Below are 17,279 nucleotides of genomic sequence, written 5' to 3'. Positions count from 1 at the left end.
AGCAAGAATTCAGACTCGAGGAGTCGCCAATCAATATCAAGGGTTAACATTAATCGTCTAATTAAACTGCGATACCAATTCAGTTTGACGAATACCTTGGGCGCTAATCTCTTGGCCATGTATTGAAGCCTTGTGGCAATTTTTTTCAAATTGATTAATACCATCTTGTAGTACCATAGCATTGTCATGAATTTGATTAACAACAGCGGCTTGCTCTTCAGCAGCAACAGAAATTTGTTGCCCATTACTTTCGATAATCATCATCACTTCACTAACAGAATTGAGGCTTTGTTCGAGCATTTTACTGGAATCAAAACTCTTACTTGTTAACGAATGACTTTGTTCCATTTGTACAACAGCCTCTGCTGTCGTACGGCTAAGTGTATTTATAATAGCGTGTATTTCATGAGCAGAGGCGGCTGAGCGACTGGCCAAATTACGCACTTCATCGGCAACTACAGCAAATCCCCTGCCAGTCTCTCCAGCACGAGCGGCTTCAATGGCTGCATTGAGCGCTAGCAAGTTTGTTTGATCAGCAATACTTTCGATAACATCAACGACTTTATTCACATTTTGACATTGTTGATTTAAAGCAGAAATAGCAACACGAGATTCTTCTAATAATTTATTAATTTCGGTGGTGGCAGTTTGGCTGTTAACTAATGCCACTTTAGTAGCTTGCATTTGTTCAACTAGTTGATGGATTTCCGTCGTTGAATTAGTGGTATTTCGGGCTATTTCAGTAACAGATGTACTCATTTGCCCGATTGCGCTAACAACTTGTTCAAGGTTCTGCGATTGCTCTACCAATTGAGTTTGATTAGCTTGGTTTTGTTGTTGATGTTCTTCTAGACCTTGTTGAAGCTCCTCGCCACTGTCTTTAATACGTCCAACAACAGCAAGTGTCTCAGCCTTTTGCATCCGCAGGCTTAACTCTAAGTGAGAAAGCTCATCGACATAACCAGTGTAAACAAATTGATTTAATGGATTATCATGTACTTTCTTACTTAACTTAAGCATATTATCAAAGCGCTGCTTAAGCACATAAAGCGGGCGACAAAAACATATGATGGCGACAATAAATGTCAGGATCGTAAGGAAAGCACTAGAGTAAGGTAATGACAATAATAACCCCACAGACAGCAGCCAGGCCAAAAATAGCTTCGTAATAATGCTAGCGCCAAACTTTGGTTTGGCAGCTTTACCTGCATTGACGGCATCGTAACAAGCTTGAGCACGGTCAGTGAGTTCAACTTCAGGCTGGGTTCTAACTGACTGATATTCGACAATTTTACCGTTGCGCTTAATGGGGGTAACATAGGCATTTACCCAATAATATTTGCCACTTTTACAACGGTTCTTTACTAACCCCATCCAGCTTTGCCCTTGCTTAATGGTATCCCACAAATTAGCAAATGCGGCTTTTGGCATATCAGGATGACGAATAACATTATGGGGTTTATTGATGAGTTCTTCTTTTTCATAACCGCAAACAGTAATGAAGTCATCATTAACATGGGTAATGATACTGTCTAAATCTGTTGTAGAAATAATTTTATAATCCGATGGATAGATTACTTCTTCATTGATAATGTTTTTTGCGGTCATAAGGATAGATTAAATTCAGTCGAGAAAATGAATAATATGATTATTAATCAATCAGTATAAATTTTATGTGATGACGACGACTTTAATTAAGTAAACCATTAACATCTTTTAAATATACGAAGTAAATCACACTGATAATGTTCAAAGTCGGTTTAGTATCAAATATTAGATTGAAATTTTAGTGAATCAAAATCGTTTTACAATTGGGTAGCTAAAGGTAATATTTTGCTAAAAAACCTACATAAAAAATCCACAAAGCTTATTCCATATTATTAGTGAAAGGATGGTTATCATTACACATTGGCTGTTGCTCTTTATTTTTTGAACGGTAATATAACTTAACATAATTAAAGCTTAGCGAAGCAAGAGGATAAAGAGATTTAATAGTTTTCCTATATTTAACAAAAATAAGTGAGGCTAAGGTCACTCCAATAGTGACGCCAAAAGGATGCTTTTGTGTTTGCTTTTTTAGAGAGTAGAGCAATAAATTGAGAGACAACTCGCACTGTCTGACAGAATCATTTCCCTGCATACGTTTTAATTTAATCGAATGATTGAGATGCTTTAGAGAGGACATCAATTCCCTCCTTTAATTGAGAGATAGTGTCTTTGAAGCCGAAAAAACGTAGCAAATATTTCTGCCAATAAACTAAACCGGCTAAAACTGAACTCATTACGAGTAAAAAAATACCTACTCCGCTAAGTAGACTCTGAGTAAGACTGTACGTAATGATACCCACACTGACACATAAACTGAAAATAAAAAGAACTAATAGAGGAATAAACAAAAGCTGGCAAACAAAGAACTGTTTTGCTGCTGCAACATTCCGTAATACCTCAATAAAGAAAAGTTGAACTGTAGACTCAGACCATTCACCAACATTTTGAGTTACTTTTGATAGCTTACTAAGAATATCGGTGATGTCGTCAATGTTGACTGTTTCCTCTTCAGAGTTATCGGGGTCTAATAAAGGATCTGTTTGCGGACCGTCAGAGATCTTATCTTTACTCGACACTTTTTTAGTGTTTTCCATAATAACATCTCTCCGGTCACTTTATTATTTAATAAGCTTAGAAATAGCCCAACCCGCTAAAAATGCACAACCAACACTTAATAATGGGTGCTCTTTAATAATACTTTCAGTTTGATTGGCAACAGATTTAATTTTTTCAGAACCTTCATTCAGTGACTCTTTAGTTTTATCTTTTAAAGAATTAACCGCCTCAGATGTAGCTTCTTCAGCCAAATGACAAGCGTCTTCTATTTTTTGTTTTGGATCTTGAGTTTTTGCCTTTGTTGTAGCCATTTTTAATCTCCTTAAATATTGAATTTGTAGTGTGATCTAACGCTAAAAACAACTAGGGATAATACTACTGATAAACGCGTTACAACTTTAGATACTATGCAGTATTACTTTACATAAACATACCTAAATATCGGTTATTCTATTTAAATAAAGCTAAAGCTATGCCATGTTTAAAGCAAAAGCAACGATAACACTTAAGCTTATGATAATATTGTTAATTTTACTTTCAAACATTAAATTAACAACATTGTAAAATGGTTATATTTGTAACTTTTACAGATAAATATATCTGACGCTGTAAAAGTTACTTGTTCTTCCTACAATTAAAATAACAATTTTTCGAGTAAGTTTAGATTTTTCATCTTGTTATAGACAAACTTATCAATCTAATTAAATTTAAAAAACGCTATGTAGATAGCAACCAAAAATGGTTAATCCGGAGAATCGAGACAAATAATGTAGTGATGAAGGAACTCTGTTAGTGGACTATATGAATAGCATAAATGATGTGTGCTAGGTAACGTTAAAATAATCAAATCACAGTATAATCATAGTTAATTAACCATTGATGGAAGATAACATGCTGACAAAAATTTTAATCACAATATTAGTGATCATAGGTGCTATCGTGTATTTACGCCGTGGTCGAGGCAGTAATGTGAATCGCAACACTGTGATGGCAGACATGCAAAGCTCACCCTTTTTTAGTCGTGTAATTATTTACACTATGATTGCAGTGTCGATGCTAGCCTCAGCAAGCTATTGGAGCTGGAGTTGGTATGACGATAACACCGTAGTTGACGTGACAATTTCATCGCCTATTGAAGCGATGTCAGCGAGTTACAAAGTACGCAAAAAAGATATTGAAGATCAACGTATAACTACCGTTGACGGGATTCAAATCCGTTTATCTAATCAAGAACGCTTAACGGTTAAAGCGGTAGAAACACAGTAATATCTCGAGCTTTACATCATTCAAGTAGTCAATAACATTATTCGATTAGGGCTTAGGTACAGATTTCGCTCATAGTTATAATCGCGAGTTTAAAAAAGCGCAGACCTATCCACCCACTGTGATATTCAAAACGCTAACCAATGCTAAAACTCACACCATTTAAAAGCTTTACGAACCATTCAAGATAATAAAGCTAATAGAGCATGTCATTTAAGCGGACTATTGTTTAGTCTCGTTGCTGTTCAATACCTTAGGGTTTGTTAATCTTTACTGGTTAAGTTTCGTTCGAGAAAAAATGCTTTTAGCCCCGCACTCATTTCATGATGTTGTTAACATTAACCCCAACATACCAAGTGCAAACCCAAACACAGCCCCCATTGGTGGCGCCCAACGCTTTTCTAGTTTTACCTGAGGGGCTAAATCTTGAAATATTGAATAGAGAATACCACCGGAAGCGAAAAGCATTACTGCAGCAATAATTTTTGGCGACTCAGATAGCCATAAATAACCAGACACTGCCGCAATTGGACCCAGCACAGCCATTAAAGCAAACATGATGATAATGTTAAATGGTCTGTAAGTAGCTGTTGCACTTAATTCACGATAGGCGCTAAACCCTTCCGGTACGTTTTGCAACGCGATTAAAGCAGCAAGTAAAAATGCATAGCTATTCCCAGTGGCAAACGCCGCACCAAGTGCAATTGATTCCGGAATAAAATCAGAAAGCATGGCAATAAATTGACTGGCTGGGGTATTTATTTTTTTAAGATAAATATCAACAGCCATAAAGCTAAGCCCTCCCACCACTAACCATATACAAGCTGGTAATGGCTTAAGATTTGCGATTCCCTCTGGCACCAAAACTAGCGCAACAGCAGACAATAGTGCTCCGCCGCCAAAAGCCATTACACTATGCCTAAATTCTTGCTCAAGCCATTCACTGCCCACTTTTTCAAAACAAGCAATAACAGCACCTAACGGCATAGCCAAACCCGCTAGCAGTGTTGATACAATAACGGTTAACAACAGAGACATGACTAACTCCTTTGGAGGATATGACCTAGCGTAAAATGGCTCGACTTTCTGTAACGTAAAATCCTATAAATATTCACTAACGCTGAATCGAATTTCTAAAAAAAGCAATATTCAAAATACTCATCCAAACCATTACACTAACCAACAACATAATCTCTTTACGCAGTTATTACGATAGCCTTCCACCACGATTCAAATCCTAGATATAAAAGAATTTAATCCACATACTCGGCTCTAATAAGCACCTAAGAGTAATCCTCGGGTAATACAGCTATTTAAATTGACAAATGAAGTTTGCTATAAATTATGCCAAAGAGGCGCTATGTCACTGAAGATAGAAAGGATGGGAACAACACTAATTCACCCAAAACGTTGTCAACAATTTCGGATGTAAATGTTATTACTAGCGATGTGATAACTCGATATATTAATGACTTTAAATCTAAACTATTTGCCTTTTAAATCTAGCCTTCTTGGGCTAAAAATTCAATAATTTGTTTCATATCCAAATCAAAGTCATCGGCATGTACACCTTTGACTATCTTTTCAGGAGATTCAGCAGATAAATCTATACGTTCGCTTGATTCAAAGTGTTTCGGGCTAACATGATAGAAAGGTCTAACATTTGGACGTATAGGATCCTTTGGATTATGGCTTTCAACTATTGCAAGTCGATTTGAGGCTAATTGCACCAAAGAACCCACGGGGTAAACCCCCATACAACGAATAAAGTTATCCACCAGAGCCTTGTCCAACTCTCCATTAGCAGCCAAAGCTCTAAGTATACCAAAGGCTTTGACTTGAGGCCGGCCAGCTTTATAGCAACGGGTAGAGGTTAAGGCATCAAAGATGTCACAGATGCTTATCATACGCCCATATTGAGATATTTTTTCAGCCTTAAGCCCAAGTGGATATCCTTTACCATTAAGCTTTTCATGGTGTTGGCTGACAACCTCTAAAGTAATCTGGCTGATCCCCGATGTATTCCTCATAATATTAATAGAATGACTGGCATGGGATTTCATAAGGTAAAATTCATCATCGGTCAGCTTATCTGATTTATGGAGAATATTATCAGGTACCATAATTTTACCAACATCGTGTAAAAAGGCCCCAATAGCCAATTGGTTAATAATATCTTTATCAATTTTTAAATACACGGCAAACATGGTCATTAATATAGACACAGCCACTGAGTGTTCTAATAGGTATTCATCTTTATTACGAATATTGAGCACACAAGCCAAAGCATTAGGATTATTAAAAATAATTTCCGTGGATTCTGTGGCAATTTTTTCAACGGGGGCAAGATCTAAAGGAATACCTTTTTGGGCATTCATAAACAGCCTATGCTGTATTCGTTTGGCATCGTTGAAAACTGACTTTGCCTTAGCGGCTTCTTGATTAAAAGCTTGTTTGAACACTTTTGCAGTAGGTACTGAGGGGGCAATTTCAGTGTACTTGCTTTTAACTCGACTTTTACTGAGATCGATTATAAGTTTTTCTACTGATTTTCGTTTCAGCGCTTCAATAACAAGTTCGTTTTCTAACATTCCTGGCTTAGCCAAGCGATACTTGTTTTTAGACACTGTGATTTCAACAATATACATACCAACACAAATATCAGCTATATCATGTTCAACCAGCATAAATCGTCTTCCTTGGTCTTAATAGCCACTTTAGTAATGCTATGAATATCAGTTTTATTATATTTTTAGCTGTATATAAAGTGGTAAGCAATACAGCATCATACTGATGTTTGAAAATTGATTATGGCGAATTGTCATGGACGAAACAATTTTTTTATGAAAAAAATGGTCATTCACATAAAAAACTAAGCCTACATAGGCTTTGCCGTATTCAGTTTATTGAGTATAAATAGACTAACTATTATTCCACTCATCTATCTAACAACTAATAAAATACCTTTTAGCATTCATTCCGGTAGCCTTTAATGACTATTAAAACGTAAGTAATATGCTTGATTTAGCTTAGAAAACAAAATTTGATACACATAAAACTGAATGTCATGTGTAAATACATATAATTGAAAAATGATCTTATAAATAATTATTGATGTCACCGTAATGAGCTTTAACCTTTGTGAATGTACTTGGAGATGATATTTTCAAATAATCAATACTTATTCCATGCATAAAAAAGACATATTGTCAGGGTATTCATAAACACTAACTTGGTCATTGACCTCTAGAAAGACATAATGATTTACACCAGAAAGAGGAATAATCCAATGATATTGATTATTCATTAGCTCAATAGCCGGATAAGTTATACTTTTCTTGATAAAAGGATGTTTTAGCGTAAAAATGCCTTTTATCTGAGGCAATAATTGATTAAGCGTTTTCAACCTTATCTCGCCAAGCTGTTGTTTTAAAATAATAATATCAAATTCACACGAAATTTCCCGCGTTGTGGACACCAGATACGCATCACCAATCGACTCATCGATAAACAGTACAGTTTTAGACTTTTGACATCCAAATAGCATGAGACCTACGACCAGATATATCCAGAATATGGGAGAGTATAAAGTCATCTTCATCTTAAACACTCTCCTATAATAAAGACTAAAAGTGAGTGATACCACTAAGATATCACTCTTACTTATTATTCGATGATAATATCATCAATCAAAATCGCTGAATCATAAATGCTATCACCGACATCAGATGCAGATATGTTAAGGGATACTTTTTTCCCAGCTAATGATGAGATATCTACAACTTGATTTAACCATCCTGTACGGTGAACATCCCCTTCATCGAATGAGATGTCCGCCGCTGTTAATTGCCCTATTTCACAGAGTTCATTAACACTGGTTTCAAAGCCTACACAGTTATCAGGATCATTAACATCGCACAATGCAACAGAAAATGAGTCATCGAACTGACTACCACAATACTCTAAAAATTCTTCTGAGAAAAAATTCCAATTGAAGCTAAGCGTTGTCACACTATCAACTAAGCAAGCTTCTTGGACTATGGAACCTGATGAAGTGGTATATCCAAGACCGGTTGAAATAATTCCGGTGAATGAGCCACCTGTAGGTAATGTACTACCCAGTTGACTTAATATACGGCCGTCACCTTCTTTTTTCCAAGCGCCTAAAGTTCCTTGTTCAAAATCTAGATTTGTGAATTGTCCATCTGGCAGTTTTAAATCCTTAGCCCCTGCCGTTAACAAGAAAGCATTATTAGTACCACCATCACTATTGCCATAAGTCGTTTTAGCAACGTCAACGGCTTCACCAAAAGTTGCATCATTGTCCATCATTTCGGTCAAAATAGTGTTTGTAGTATTTTGAGCATAATTTGTTAACACATAATCATCATAACCCATTACTGCACCAGCTCCTTTGGCGAGGAAAACGTTGGCCAAAGAATTGTTATACATTGAGCGACATGCAGATAAACTCACAAGGCTGTTAGGCAGTGATGTTAAATAATGCTCAAAGAAAGCTGGTAATATTACAATAGAGCCACCGTAACCCAATGCTAAACGTTTTGTTTGAAGATCGTTCTCATATCCATCAATAATGTAATCACCATTACTATCGGTAGGCAAAATAATGCCTGTATATAGGGCAACTAAAGATAACGAACCTTGTAAAAAGTCATTAGGCCCCCAAGCGTCTTGCCACAAGCTTAATAAGCCTTGATAATAATTATCACCATGAGTAGAGAAATGAATATAACCAAACTCACTAAAATTCTTAAAACTATCCAAGGTAATATCGACTTGACCATCATTGATGAAAGCAGTGTCTGCATCTATTTTACAACTGTTAGCATTTTCAATTGACTTCCACACTGAAAAATAATCATCCGACAAACCAAAATTAGAATTTGTATTAGGGTTGTTAATGTATGGACTAACAATTACCGCACGTGAACTTTGAATGCGATTTTCTGTGATTGTGCTTACATTATTAAGCACTTGATTAGCTACTGCCTGTAACTTATTGTTATTTGCATTAGAAACAGGAACAATATGAGAGTTAACCTGGTTATATTTGTTACTCTGATAATAACGAGGTGCAGTCGAGGCTTTTTGAGTAGGGACTGAAGCGACACTGTGACGAACTAATGTACCAGCAGACTTCGAACCAGCTATATTCGGATGATGCATACCCAAGATACCAGTGTTATCTACCCACCATAGGCCGCCATTCGGTGTAATACTTGCTTCAGCAACATTATCTAGCGCTTTAATGGCTGCCAGAGCAGATTCTGCAGCAGCACTGACATCATCACTGTTGATGAGATATTCATCAACAGTTGCTTTGGCTAAATCAGCGACACTAACAGAAGCATTAACTTGCTCTTCTGTATACGCATTAGCTCCCCAGATACAGGCTAATTCGGAAGCATATTCGACCTCGGTAGTTGTCGCTTTTACACGATAACATAACTCACCTTGGGCTAAAGCCGCGATATCAAACTTACCCGTAAAAATACCATCACCTTCAATCTCATCAGGTAGAGTACCGTTATCAAGAAGCATTGTTACATCTTCATCTGCATCATTGAGTAATGTTAAGGTAGGTGAGTTAACGCTGCCAGACCCTATACTAACCACGACTTCAGTACTGTCATCACCGACATATAATACAGAAGTGTCAAATTGTAATGCTGTGGTAAAATCGATTGATGGGTAATAAGTCACTACTGTAGATATGTTAATACTGGTGTTATCGGCAGAAACCGCTGTAATATTTAATGTATTATCCCCCTCCAATAACGACACATCAGCAGTCCAACCATCATCAATAATCGCTGCCGTTGTAATATTTGTTTTCTGGTTTGTTACTAAGATAGATTGCAAGGGGTGATCTGCACTATATACCCCCGCTAAACTGACTAAACTTTGACTGGTCACTTTCATGCTGTGGCCAAAACCTTGGATAGATAATGCCAAAGAATGCTCAGCAGGCACTGCTGCTACCGAAATATTATCAGTTGATACAGCGCCTTCATTATCTGTTACTTCAATTTGAAAGTTTAACGAGGTGTCTTGATAAATGTCCGGAACAGTAAAAGTCGCATTACCGGTCTCATCAACTTGTAAAGCTACTGAAATTTCATCTGTTGAAGCCTGTAACCATGCAATAGACTCTACAGAGCCATCTACATCTGCATATTCAGGGGTTAATACAACGGTTTTATTCCCGTAAGTAGACTGGTCAAGTCCTGCATTTACTGTTGGTGCAGTATTGCTAGGTAATTCTGGCACGATGGGTTCTGGGGTATTATCACTTCCGCAAGAGATAACAAGCAAGGTAGACGCTATTAAAGCGCCTGCTGACATCCTTTTCATATTTTTAAATCCTTTTAGTTTACTGGCAGTTCATCGTTTGCTGTATTTTTGATGTGAATATTGTTGAAAATCACAAACATACTAGCAAAAAATGTTGTACTGTAAAAGTATTTAAACAGATAATAATCTAAAAATCAGCAAACCATTTTTATCATTTAAATTTGCTAACCCATTGAATATTAGAATAGCTGGTCAACATAATTGTGCCCGGTCATTTATTTGAGTCAAATTGATGACTTTGTTAGGCAATGATGGATTTGAGTTGATATCACAAACAAACTCAGAGCCTGTAACAATTCCTAGCGTCCCTGTGCATTGATATTTTCCGCGAAGGGACACACAATTGCATTAATTTCCAGTTGTATTGCGGGAACGCCGTAAGATGATGAAAGTTTGGTAACGGTTTGTTGTTTGGAAACAACAAAATGATTTAATGAAATATTCGTTTTCTGTAATTTGATAATGCCATAAACGTTGAATCATAATTCAAAATAATGTGAGGCCCCAAAATCAATTAGCCATTTCAAGCAGCGCTTCTTATTAGAAAACGATAGCTAATTTTAGCGTAATCCTGCAGTTTTTATTACAATAGGCATAAGCACTTAACAAACCGTAAAGTAAACTAACCAGATGGCAAAACCGAATAAGAAAGACCCTTCTCGCACCGTCGACATCTTCTGTGCTAAGTGTAAAACTCAATTATTTAAGTATCGCAAAGGGGGCAAAGGGGCCTTAATCAAATGCTTCAAGGAACGTATTGTTGAAGACTACACCAAAGCCCTGGGCACATGTCCAGAATGTAGCCAGGTATTTGCCCGAGATACGTTAGTCAGAGGCGCCCCAGCATTAAAAATGGTGGGTGGAAAAGTTACGTTTAAATAATCTCATAGCATCATAAGCAACAGAAATAATTGCATTATTCTATTGTACTGTTATGCGTAACCTATCGCTTGCGATGATCGCCTTTGGCAACCAAGACTCTGATATTACACACCTAATAGATCTTGGCTATATCATCCAAGTACAGGATAAAAGACCGTGAAATTTTTTTGCAGAAGGCCCCAAATAAACGGTAGAGATAAAGTGTCGTACGTAAACTGACTATCGTTTCTCTATACCCTGTCCACTAACGATAAGTAAATAAAGGCAACTAAGAATGGGAAAAAGCCACATATAGCCATTTGCTTTGTGAGCCTAGCGAGGATTAATCTGCCTAACGACTTTCTCTAAAAAGGTAGCATCTGAATAAAATTGAGTGACTAAGTTAGCAGCATCAATCGCAGTACGCTGAATTAACGGCACCGCGCGCTCAGTGGCGGTAACATAAGCACGAACATCATTATGGCGGGCTAACAAAGGTTGAATAATATCTTTGTACATCACATCAGCAACTAAGCTTGCATAACCCTTTTTACGATGCTCAGGCATGGTAACAAAATGCACCACGCCCAAATCTTGATATAAATCCCCCTCATACAAGGTAGTTTTATCCGTTCGGGCTTCATAATTTTCAAGTAAACCATAAGCAACCAGCTCTTTATTAATATACAGCTTTACCATTTCAGCCTGCGTACCATAACGTAATTGCTCATGTTCCGTGAGCCACTGAAATAAGTACCACATTTTCATATTCACTGGCCCTAAAGCAAGCAACTCTTCAGCGCAGGTATTAGCATTACAATATTCGAAGCGTTGCATTAGCGGCCTATTAAATTTAAGGAGCCCAAAAGCTGAAACTAAAACTACGTTTTCGCCAACCAGAATCAGGAATCATGTTAACGTTAAATTAATTAGACCTTAGCTTGTCACTTATTAAGCGAAACGATCATCAGAAAGAGTCGTTTTGGGGTCAAAGCCTTGTTCATACCAGCCATCTTTGGTGTCTTTAATATTATCGAATGATTGGATATAGGGTTTGATATCAATGATCGGTGTGCCGTTAAGCAGATCAATCCCTTTAACAAAAACGCGACCTCCTTCAATACGATCAATTTCAACAATGCTCAGCCCAATAGGGTTCGGACGTTTTGGCGAGCGAGTGGCAAAAATACCGCGATGTTCAGTGTCTAAGAATGGTTTAACCTTCAAAGCTGAACCTTTAGCTTTGTGAATATGAAACAGTACATAGATATGCGAGAAACCATGGAGGTCATCCAGCCCCTCAACAAACTCTTCATGGATTATGAGTTCGGCAATATCATTTGAGATCCCAGCACTTTGTAAAGGTACATTGTCAATTTCTTCAAATGGGGTTTTAGCATAGCCAATGGGATGAAAAGTAATCATATTTTCTCGTTTTCCTGAAATGAAATCGCATATTGATACAGGCCTTCCGGTGCATGTGCACATCGGATGCTCATTAATAATCCACTTGCAATAATAACAGATGATTTTGGGATGTTATGAGATTATCAGCACTAATGGGGCTAAAAATACTCTGTCAATTCGCCACTGTAATGACTCAAAAACAAAGCTCAACGAGCCTCATAACTAACCCTGACATTCATTTTTATAATCATCGATAACTGTTATATATGGGCAAGTTTATTTCGAAAAATTTATTAATGAAACGATTAATAGACAGAATAATAAAACGCGGAAAAGCCAAATGCTAACTCAATCAATAAATGAAATGTTAACGCAGGCCATAAGCTGCGAGTTTTAATCGTTAGATAAGACAATAAAGGCGAGGCGAAAATCATACCTACAGCTTCATAGATAGGTTTTTTAATGTGGAATAATACTTCAAAGATACACACAATAACGGTCATGATAATAGCGGCCGCCACAGGATTTATTTTGTAATGCTTGGTTAAACAATATTGACCACCACCCAATAAAAACCCGCGATGAAGGACTTCCCAGCCTATTATGGTCGAAGCGGTAAAAATCAGAAAACGCTGAAACTTACCTGCTTCTCTTAGCGCGTCTAAAGAGCGACCATGGCGATAGTGAGATAAATAATCTGCTGCAAAAAATTGTAGGTAAACAAATAAACAAAGCAGAAGACCAAAAAAGAAAGCCATCAGCAGCAGGCTTTCACGATTAATTGTAGGTTTAGAGAAATACAGTTGTTTTAACGGTATCGCCAGTAGAAAAACGAGAACAAATGGAAAGATTAACCGACTTATAATCCAATAACCTTTAACCCCTCCCGAAGCTAAAAAGCTATTGCTGACATACACACCAACCACCTGCAGTAGTAGTATTACTATTAATAATATGCAGAATGGAGCCGCCATTTTGACACTAATGCTCTGGTCTTGGTGAGGCATGCTTGTTATTTCCTATTATGCATTTGTATCGCATTTTGGGGGCGTGATATTGACGCCACAGTTTCTTATGTGGGAGTCCTTATTGTCAACAACATAAACTCATTAAGGAGACGCACTGCTTACTTATGTACCAACCATATTAAGTGACAAACTCCGGCTCTACGATGTTTTACTGCTAAATATTCCATATTGTGTAAACGAAAGACATAGACTCACTATCGTCACTGAGAACACCGTTAAATCACGATCACAGGCTCCCTCATAATATCCACTGTAACCATTAATGATGATAAGTAACGCCACAATTTTATTGGATAAAACCATCAAGCACTGTGGGTAAACCTAAACTTGCAAAACTTAAATAATCCGAAGCTAAATACGCCAGCGCCTACCAAGTTCCAGGATATTTTGTTTTATTAGCATTTACTATTATTTGCGAACTGGATCGACTTTTATAAAACTAAACTGCATGGCTTTCTTTTATTGTGCTAAATTTAGAACTCACCGTTCTTATTTTTACGTTATGAAGGCGACCATGGCTAATCGTTGGCAAATTGCAATTTCTGCAGGTTTTTTAGCGGCTGTTTGGGCTGGTCTTGCTGATGTATTTCAACTCGTGACATGGGTTGGTTTTCTCGGTTGCAGTACTTTTTTTGCTCAAACAGAAACAGGCGCCAAAGGGATGATAATGGCGATAATGACTAATCTTTCCGGTGTATTCTGGGGATGGTTAATTATTGCAGGTAGCGGAGTGCTGGGCTCGCCAATAATCAGCTATGCGTTAACAGGCATTGTTACTGCATTTATGTGTTTACAAGCCAGTCATAAAAACTTCGCTTTTATTCCCGGTACGTTTATTGGTTGTTGTATCACATTTGCCTTAAATGCCGATATAGCAGCAATTATTCCGCCGCTTATTATAGGTGCCGCACTGGGTTACAGCATGAGCCTACTCACAGGCTTATTGATAACGTTAACGGATAACACCACTGAATCGTTGAAAGATGAAACGGTAGAAGATATCTAAGCAGATTAGTTACCTACTGTTAATACAATATAAAGCTTGTTCAACATTCAATAACAACACAACTTCACTCGGCCTAACCTATTTGTTAGGCCCCTAATCTATTAGTTAGTCAATTGTTTAACTGGATTCATAATTTAATTAACCTTTGAAAGTACTATTATAATAGCAACCAGTATCCCACCACCCAATGCAACAAAACTGTATTTTTTGTGTTCTTGTTCAGCTTTAGGTAAGAGGTGTGTTGCCCCAACATAAATGAGCGCACCCGCTGACAATGACAACAAAGCCCCCAACATTGGTTTATCAATTTGATTGATGAGTGGAAATGAGACAAGCATACCTACCGGGGTGGTTAATGCGGCTGCAAAAAAAGAAAGAATCACCGCTTTTCGTTCACTAAACCCTCCTTTTACCAATAAAAGATAGGTAATGATGCCTTCAGGGAATTCATGTAAAACCATGCCCGCAGTGGCGAGAAAACCAGTAAAAATACTCACGGTAAACGCAATAGAATAGATAAACCCATCGATAAACGAGTGAAAACCAATACCCACCATTGGTACAAGTCCAATGCCATATTGCTCTTTTTCAGGGTCTTTCTGGCATACAAATGCGGTAAGAAAACGATTAAATAAATGTAAGCCAAAAAATCCAACTAATAGATAAGGTGCTGCATTAGGGTTCATTGACAATGATTTAGGAATAATGTGAAGAAACGACGCCGATATTAATACACCCGCAGCAAAACACATAAAATAGGTAATATTGCGTTGCCCCCAATCTACATACTTACGTACTGTATATATACCGACTGTAGTAACAACAGCGGCAAGAGAACTCGTGGCAAGGGCCGTCCAAAATGTATTTTCCATGTTAACAACCTACTTACAGCATTGTCCGCGTCGATTTTGCTGTCCTCGACCGCCTCTCTCCACGCAACGCTGAAAAGCGGGAAGATGATTTTCTTTTGATGCTCTTTGTAATTGCTTTAGCACTGCTTGAATATCAGGATAATCTACTGTTAACTCAAGTAGCCTGTCATACATTTGTGCATTTTCAATTTCGTCTTCAACGCCCAATTGACATGCTTCAAGAATAGTTGCGGGTGTTTTTATGCGTGAATCCCAATCATCAATAGGAATAGTAATGTTGTATTTAGCAAACAAAGGTAATAAGGCATCAATATGACGACCTTCGGCTGCGACTATGTTAATGAATGGCCGTATTTCACCAAATTTATTAATGACTGCTCGGTATGTTGCACGTGATTTATACTCATCATTGATTGCTTCTATGAGTGCATTGTTTACATTTTCTGACATCGTTTCCCCCGAAAGAGTAGATGAGATGATGTTGGAGCCTAATGCCTAGAGCTGACAAAAGTGGGCTTAAATGGAACACCCGCTATTTTTAGTCTCTGTTGATTTTCTTATTAGTTAACGATAACGCTAATAGCTTTTGAAATCCACATTCGGCTTTATTATGTTCGGTTTTAAAAATTGAACGCCACAATAGATAAGCCAATAACTATTCATCAAGTATCCAACTTTCCAGATGGACAGTAAAGCAGCCAACTAGTCCAAACCACCCATTTTTAGAGTGCTGTTACCTGACAAACCAATTGGCTCATTAAATGCCAGAATTCCACCCTCTTGTGTGAGGTGTAGACTGTGAAGGTATACCTCCAATAATGACCTGAAACTTGCTGGCGTTATTTTTATGTCTGCTAGGCAGCATAAGACCATCCATCAATAAATATGGGGAGCATGTTATTCTAGAAAACAATGTTATTTGCTCGCTCGTTTATGCTCCTCAATTGTTAGATAAAGCTTGTAAGGAAGAGATCTTATTACTGGTCATACAGATAAAAAGGTTGCATCACTGATAAATGAATTGCGTTTGGAAGAAGAAAAGCGATGAGTGATATTGAAGAGGATAAATACAATGAATATTGATACTGGAGACGGGATAAATGTTGATATCAGTAATATTGCAGAACAAAATCACCGCTATGCCATTCACCTATCTACTTTTCAAAATGTGATTACCTACCATAACGGCACTTATAAAATTGCGAATACAGGTGAACATAGTCCTTTCGAAACGATTGATTTCTGGCGTAACATTTCGCTTGCCGCAGAGATTTTGCTCAAAGCTTGCCTGTTAAAGCATAATATCCTTTTTTTCAAAAAAAGGGCCCATAGTGAATATGGTGAAAAAGTCACCGCCTTAAGTAATCTATGGTTGGATGGAATACTAAAAAAACTAGAGATCAATTATGTCGCACAGATCAACACAGGGACAATCAGTACGGCACTAAAAAATGCTGAAAATAAGCTTTTTGAACAAATACAACTTCCTCCACAAAACACCAAACTGATCAGTCAGATGTTCTATGTCATTATCCGTACTCGGCGCAATCGCAATAGTCATTTCTTTTTCCCTAACCAAAGCCATATAAATATCACCGAAATAGAGATGTTGTTTCTGCCGCTTTTAAATCTGCTTGAAGAGGTCTATGGTTTGTCATCGTATCAAGATGAAAAATAAGGTGAGTGTCTTTGTCATTTTATATAGATATTGCCGACGTTGAAATCTGCTTGAAGAAGTCTATTTTCCACCGGATCAATAAGAAGATTACGGTGGATGCCTATGTCATATTTACTTCATAAAACTAAACCAATACTTAAATAGCCACCAACAATTGTTGCTGACTACACTTTATTTGTTATTAC

At 37.4% G+C, this 17,279-nt stretch carries 17 protein-coding genes; 4 read left to right on the top strand and 13 right to left on the bottom strand.

Annotated features, from left to right (window positions below):
- Positions 1–57 precede the first annotated feature (57 nt).
- From ABIS04_RS03145 to ABIS04_RS03130, 4 genes are all read right to left on the bottom strand, one after another.
- Positions 58–1,608: a PAS domain-containing methyl-accepting chemotaxis protein gene (locus tag ABIS04_RS03145; RefSeq protein WP_350432577.1), complete on the bottom strand. Its 1,551-nt coding sequence runs from the start codon at positions 1,606–1,608 to the stop codon at positions 58–60.
- Positions 1,609–1,867: 259 nt separating this feature from the next.
- Entirely contained in the window at positions 1,868–2,185 is a 318-nt protein-coding gene (locus tag ABIS04_RS03140) for a hypothetical protein (RefSeq protein WP_350432576.1), read from the bottom strand.
- Positions 2,151–2,642: a hypothetical protein gene (locus ABIS04_RS03135; RefSeq protein ID WP_140233324.1), complete on the bottom strand. Its 492-nt coding sequence runs from the start codon at positions 2,640–2,642 to the stop codon at positions 2,151–2,153. The genes ABIS04_RS03140 and ABIS04_RS03135 overlap by 35 nt, the downstream gene beginning before the upstream one ends.
- A 24-nt stretch (positions 2,643–2,666) precedes the next feature.
- Complete coding sequence (locus tag ABIS04_RS03130; protein ID WP_350432575.1) at positions 2,667–2,915, bottom strand: hypothetical protein; 249 nt, start codon at positions 2,913–2,915, stop codon at positions 2,667–2,669.
- Between the two features lie 580 nt (positions 2,916–3,495).
- Here ABIS04_RS03130 and ABIS04_RS03125 point away from each other — a divergent pair.
- Positions 3,496–3,870: a hypothetical protein gene (locus tag ABIS04_RS03125; RefSeq protein ID WP_140233321.1), complete on the top strand. Its 375-nt coding sequence runs from the start codon at positions 3,496–3,498 to the stop codon at positions 3,868–3,870.
- A 318-nt stretch (positions 3,871–4,188) separates the two neighbouring features.
- Here the strand turns inward: ABIS04_RS03125 and ABIS04_RS03120 are convergent, their stop codons facing one another.
- From ABIS04_RS03120 to ABIS04_RS03105, 4 genes are all read right to left on the bottom strand, one after another.
- On the bottom strand, positions 4,189–4,905 hold the full coding sequence (locus ABIS04_RS03120; protein ID WP_137222963.1) for a ZIP family metal transporter: 717 nt from the start codon (positions 4,903–4,905) through the stop codon (positions 4,189–4,191).
- Positions 4,906–5,369: 464 nt separating this feature from the next.
- Entirely contained in the window at positions 5,370–6,554 is a 1,185-nt protein-coding gene (locus ABIS04_RS03115) for an HD-GYP domain-containing protein (RefSeq protein ID WP_350432574.1), read from the bottom strand.
- A gap of 494 nt (positions 6,555–7,048) precedes the next feature.
- Positions 7,049–7,468 carry a hypothetical protein gene (locus ABIS04_RS03110; protein WP_350432573.1) on the bottom strand — a complete coding sequence of 140 codons (420 nt, stop codon included), beginning with the start codon at positions 7,466–7,468 and terminating at the stop codon, positions 7,049–7,051.
- A 65-nt stretch (positions 7,469–7,533) separates the two neighbouring features.
- A complete protein-coding gene (locus ABIS04_RS03105; RefSeq protein ID WP_350432572.1) occupies positions 7,534–10,242 on the bottom strand; it encodes a hypothetical protein in 2,709 nt (902 codons plus the stop codon).
- Between the two features lie 630 nt (positions 10,243–10,872).
- On the opposite strand from ABIS04_RS03105, the gene ABIS04_RS03100 reads away from it, so the two are divergent.
- Positions 10,873–11,124, top strand: a complete 252-nt coding sequence (locus ABIS04_RS03100) for a hypothetical protein (protein WP_350432571.1) — start codon at positions 10,873–10,875, stop codon at positions 11,122–11,124.
- 312 nt (positions 11,125–11,436) lie between these two features.
- On the opposite strand, the gene ABIS04_RS03095 is transcribed toward ABIS04_RS03100, so the two are convergent.
- The 3 genes from ABIS04_RS03095 to ABIS04_RS03085 form a co-directional block, all read right to left on the bottom strand.
- Positions 11,437–11,940: a GNAT family N-acetyltransferase gene (locus ABIS04_RS03095; RefSeq protein WP_350432570.1), complete on the bottom strand. Its 504-nt coding sequence runs from the start codon at positions 11,938–11,940 to the stop codon at positions 11,437–11,439.
- Between the two features lie 114 nt (positions 11,941–12,054).
- Positions 12,055–12,528, bottom strand: coding sequence for a tRNA (N6-threonylcarbamoyladenosine(37)-N6)-methyltransferase TrmO (gene tsaA / locus ABIS04_RS03090; RefSeq protein WP_137222971.1), 474 nt, complete (start codon positions 12,526–12,528; stop codon positions 12,055–12,057).
- Between the two features lie 287 nt (positions 12,529–12,815).
- On the bottom strand, positions 12,816–13,517 hold the full coding sequence (locus ABIS04_RS03085) for a type II CAAX prenyl endopeptidase Rce1 family protein (protein WP_350432569.1): 702 nt from the start codon (positions 13,515–13,517) through the stop codon (positions 12,816–12,818).
- A gap of 535 nt (positions 13,518–14,052) precedes the next feature.
- Between ABIS04_RS03085 and ABIS04_RS03080 the strand changes: the two genes are divergently transcribed.
- Positions 14,053–14,544: a DUF1097 domain-containing protein gene (locus ABIS04_RS03080; RefSeq protein ID WP_350432568.1), complete on the top strand. Its 492-nt coding sequence runs from the start codon at positions 14,053–14,055 to the stop codon at positions 14,542–14,544.
- A gap of 134 nt (positions 14,545–14,678) precedes the next feature.
- Here ABIS04_RS03080 and ABIS04_RS03075 read toward each other — a convergent pair whose 3' ends face one another.
- Positions 14,679–15,416, bottom strand: coding sequence for a ZIP family metal transporter (locus ABIS04_RS03075; protein WP_350432567.1), 738 nt, complete (start codon positions 15,414–15,416; stop codon positions 14,679–14,681).
- 9 nt (positions 15,417–15,425) lie between these two features.
- Positions 15,426–15,866, bottom strand: coding sequence for a hypothetical protein (locus ABIS04_RS03070; RefSeq protein WP_350432566.1), 441 nt, complete (start codon positions 15,864–15,866; stop codon positions 15,426–15,428).
- A gap of 622 nt (positions 15,867–16,488) precedes the next feature.
- Here ABIS04_RS03070 and ABIS04_RS03065 point away from each other — a divergent pair.
- The gene (locus ABIS04_RS03065; protein ID WP_350432565.1) at positions 16,489–17,094 is read left to right on the top strand and encodes a hypothetical protein; all 606 of its coding nucleotides are present in this window, start codon (positions 16,489–16,491) and stop codon (positions 17,092–17,094) included.
- Positions 17,095–17,279: the final 185 nt, after the last annotated feature.

This window comes from Shewanella sp. H8, assembly GCF_040285065.1.
Lineage (GTDB): Bacteria > Pseudomonadota > Gammaproteobacteria > Enterobacterales > Shewanellaceae > Shewanella > Shewanella polaris.
The sequence above is the reverse complement of the archived record's forward strand: the minus strand, read 5'-3'. Positions and strand labels throughout refer to the sequence as shown.